General features: G+C 35.9%; 4 protein-coding genes. All 4 read left to right on the plus strand.

Annotation, left to right across the window (positions count from 1 at the left end; translation table 11 throughout):
- The first annotated feature begins 497 nt into the window (after nucleotides 1-497).
- A complete protein-coding gene (locus CK510_RS27085; RefSeq protein ID WP_095724611.1) occupies nucleotides 498-1,526 on the plus strand; it encodes a response regulator in 1,029 nt (342 codons plus the stop codon).
- Nucleotides 1,502-1,804 carry a response regulator transcription factor gene (locus CK510_RS27090; protein ID WP_095724612.1) on the plus strand — a complete coding sequence of 101 codons (303 nt, stop codon included), beginning with the start codon at nucleotides 1,502-1,504 and terminating at the stop codon, nucleotides 1,802-1,804. Before CK510_RS27085 ends, CK510_RS27090 begins: the two co-directional genes overlap by 25 nt.
- A gap of 386 nt (nucleotides 1,805-2,190) precedes the next feature.
- Complete coding sequence (locus CK510_RS27095) at nucleotides 2,191-2,670, plus strand: chemotaxis protein CheW (protein WP_095724613.1); 480 nt, start codon at nucleotides 2,191-2,193, stop codon at nucleotides 2,668-2,670.
- A 108-nt stretch (nucleotides 2,671-2,778) separates the two neighbouring features.
- Nucleotides 2,779-4,158 (plus strand): GAF domain-containing protein (locus CK510_RS27100; protein WP_143289462.1); only part of this gene is annotated, 1,380 nt, incomplete at its 3' end.

Below are 4,158 nucleotides of genomic sequence, written 5' to 3' on the forward strand. Positions count from 1 at the left end.
AGTTTAGTTATATCAAAAGTAGTAATTATTAATTATCTCTAACTTATTTTTTGGTCTGAGAAAAATAATATATTATAATTTTATTTATTTAGGAAAATTATTTGTTAATACAAGATAACTTTAAAATCAAAATCAGGATTTATACGGATTTGCTTCAACATCGTAAACCTTACCATTATATATAACTAATAGGTGCGTTTTGGATACTAGGCGGTAACTATCAAAGATAGATGCTAAAGCCATTAATTAAAGATACTGGTTCTGGAGTAAGAATCTATTTTTAGATAAGTCTTACCTGTAGAATTTTGTCTATATCTTAAAGAAGTGTCCAATTTATCATTCCCAGAAGCCCACATATTAGTTCATACAAAATCAAGTAACTACTATCCAAATTATTTTGCCGAAAAGATTTGACCAAATACAGTTAATTATTAACGGCTAAATGGGTAGTTTGAATTTTTAAGAACTTACAGTTTAAATAAAAAGGGAACAAAAGGATGATCCATCCGGAAATGATGGTATCAAGTAATCTACTTGATGAATTTAAAACTTGTACCTTATTGCAGTACAGCGGTAAATTAGACATCAAGACCGCCAAAGGGCAGCGATGGACTTTTTACTATCGCTTGGGGAGGATGGTATGGGCAACAGGAGGAACCCACCCTTTTCGACGATGGAGACGGCATATGTCGCAATACTGCCCGGAAGTTGATATTAATAAAATTCAATTACGTCGAGAAGATGCCAAAGTTGATTCTTGGGATTATCATCTTTTGGAAGTTTTGCATGAAAAGCAAAGAATAAAGCGCCAACAAATTAACTCAATTGTCGAGAGTACAATTACTGAATTATTATTTGACCTGGCACAGCAGGCTAACTTTTCTGAGATGAGTTGCGATCGCAATCAAGATACCATCTTGGAAACGCCGATGAGCTTCACAAGTGCAGATATGTCTTTGAAGTTCATGCAAGACTCCTGGAAAACTTGGTCGGAAGCTGGTTTGGCTAATTTTTATCCCGATCATGCACCAGTTCTTCGCCAACCTGAACAACTTCAGCAGTTAGTAAGTTCGGGGGTTTATAAGAATTTTCAAGTTTTAATGAATGGTAAGTACACTCTGCGGGATTTATCTTTCAAAATGAAGCAGACTGTGTTACCTGTTACTCGTTCATTATTTCCATACATTCTCAAGGGTATAGTCGAACTTGTAGAAGTACCTGATTTACCTTTAAAAGTAGCTGAACAAAAAACCACTTCTACGGTAAACAAAGCTCCAAACTCTAATGCTCCTCTAATTGTTTGTGTTGATGATAGCCCGCAAGTGTGTTTAATGCTTGAACAAATCTTAGTTCCTAATGGATTTAGATTTGTCAAAATTCAAGACCCTTTGCAAGCTTTACCAATTTTAATTGAGCATAAACCAGACCTTGTTTTTTTAGATTTGGTCATGCCTGTTGCTAGTGGTTACGAAATTTGCGCTCAGTTGCGAAGAGTATCGATATGCAACAAGCAGGCTTTTCTGTGATGAGTGCCAAGAGTAGTGAAGAAGCTCAAGAAAAGCTGAATAGTAACAGACCAGATTTAATTTTTCTTGACGTAATTTTACCTGGTAAAAGTGGTTACGAAATTTGTAGAGAACTTAAGACTAATCCGACGACAAGTGGGATACCGATAGTTTTCTGCTCGACGAAAAATAGCGATGTTGATAAGATGTGGGGAACAATGTTAGGCGCTGATGCCTACATTTCTAAACCTATTGATAAGCAAGAACTAGAAGGAGCAATTAGACTATTAATTAAGTAATTATTTAGAAAATAAATTACAAATAAATAACAAAATATTTGGTTTTTTACTTTATATATCGGCTATTAGTTTATTGCTAATGGCTGAAAATTTGTGACTAATACTTGACTTTAAAGGCTGAATTAAATTGCCGAATTTAGCTACAAGCAAAGTATATAATTCTTTGTAGGTTTTGGAGTCACTGCGTTGCAGAGGTTCCCCGTGTTATAGCAAGTGACGTTGGAGGCTTTACGTAACCCAACATTAATCTACATAATCGAAAGTTATACTTTATTTAATTCAGATTACTAATCTCTTTTTGATGATTTTAAATCTTCAGTCCAATACTTCGGTTCAGGATTAAGTCAAAATTCAAAAACTATTAATTTTTAGATTGTAAAGGGTAAATGGTGTTAGATACCGAGCAAAAATTCTTAACTTTTCAATTAGGTACTAAAGATGCAGCCGTACTTTCACTAGCAAATATTACAGAGGTATTGCAGGTATCTTTATCTGAGATATGTGGAGTTCCCCAAATGCCTAATTATGTAACTGGTATATATAATTGGCGTGGTGAAATGTTGTGGTTGATAGATTTGGAGGAAATGTTAGGTTATTCTTCGATAACGAAGAATAGTAGCCTTATTTCCAAGATAATTGCAATTGTTGTGCAGCATGAAGGTAAATCTTTGGGATTATTGGTGCGTCAACTCATGGATATTGAAAATTTTGATGCAAGCCAAATAAAACCTGCGAATACAGAGTTATTTTCCCCAGATACTTATTCCTTATTGCAGGGATATTTTATTGGCACAAATGAAGAGATGATTATTAGCCTAGATGCTCTGGCTATTCTTAAATCTCCGTCATGGAATATTCATAATTAGGGAATTGGGCATTGGGGATTGGATAGTAGCCAGACGACCCACCGGGTCGTCTCTACGATGAATCATGATGATGAATAATTACTAAATAATTATAATAGGTGCGAAATTATGACGAATGTGTACCAAGAAAATCAAAGAAATGGACATCATATTGCTGAGGGAGAAAACTCAGAAATGGCTGTCGCTTCTAACAAAGATATTTCAGATTTAAGTATTACTGAACAGCAATTAAAATTATGTCGGCAGATGTTTTCTGGTGTTGCAACTGCAATCCAACAAGCTAAAGATACCTATTCTCTAACTTCAATTGCTACCCAACAAATCCGAGAAAAATTGGAATGCGATCGCACTCTAATTTATCGTTTGAATTCAATCGATTCTGGTGTTGTTTTTGCTGAGTCTAGAGTGAATAGTTGGACTCCGGCAAAGGATGAAATATTACCTGCTATTATTTTTGGTTTGGAAACCAGCCATCAGTATTTAGAACCTGTAATTCTCCAAGTTAGTAATGAGGCTGGAGTTACCCCATATCAAGCTCAATTACTAGAAAAATATCAAGTTAAATCTAGTTTGAGTGTACCAATTTTATTTAAAGATGAAATTTGGGGTTTACTTGTTGTTCAAAGTTGCTCTGCCACTCGTCAATGGCAAGAAATCGAAATTAGTTTACTGTCTCAAATTGCGGTGGAATTAAATTATAGATTTCAGTCATTTGAGTTTCAAACAAATTTGCAACAGCAAGCACAGGAACAAAAAGCTTTAGCAAAAGTAATTAACCGTATCCGTCAATCCTTAGATTTGGATGCGATTTTCAAAAATACTACCAAGGAAGTTCGTCAATTACTCCAGTGCGATCGCGTTTCGGTTTATCGCTTTAATTCTGATTGGAGTGGTGAGTATATCGGTGAATCTGTAGCTCCTGGTTGGACTGCTTTAGTTGGTAAAGATATCAAAACTGTTTGGGAAGATACTCACTTGCAGGAAACCCAAGGTGGACGTTATGCAAAGGGTGAAAGCTTTGCGGTTAATGACATCTATGAAATTGGTCATTCTCAATGTCACCTTGACTTGCTGGAACAGTTTGAAGTCAAAGCTTATGTACTTGTTCCTGTGTTTGTTGGGCAAAAACTTTGGGGTTTATTAGCAGCTTATCAAAATTCAGGGGTGCGTGAGTGGCAAGAGCGAGAAGTTAATTTGCTAGCTCAAATTGGGGTGCAATTTGGTATTGGTGTCTCCCAAGCCGAAAAACTTGAACAAGAACAGCAAAAATCCCTGCAACTAGCTCAAATTGCGGAGAAAGAAAAAGCTTTAACTAAGGTAGTTAATCGTATCCGTCAATCCACTGATGTTGATACTATTTTTAGAACTACCACCAGGGAAGTGAGAGAATTACTGCAATGCGATCGCGTTGGTGTTTATCGCTTCAATCCTGATTGGAGTGGTGAATTTATTGCTGAGTCGGTGGGTTCTGGTTGGAATCCTTTGTTT

It is taken from the genome of Brunnivagina elsteri CCALA 953, from assembly GCF_002289455.1.
In the GTDB taxonomy this organism is placed as follows: domain Bacteria; phylum Cyanobacteriota; class Cyanobacteriia; order Cyanobacteriales; family Nostocaceae; genus Brunnivagina; species Brunnivagina elsteri.

Coding starts and splice junctions, on each gene's coding strand:
- CK510_RS27090 (WP_095724612.1), top strand. CDS start 1,502: ATGCAACAAGCAGGCTTTTCTGTGATGAGTGCCAAGAGTAGTGAAGAA.
- CK510_RS27085 (WP_095724611.1), top strand. CDS start 498: ATGATCCATCCGGAAATGATGGTATCAAGTAATCTACTTGATGAATTT.
- CK510_RS27095 (WP_095724613.1), top strand. CDS start 2,191: ATGGTGTTAGATACCGAGCAAAAATTCTTAACTTTTCAATTAGGTACT.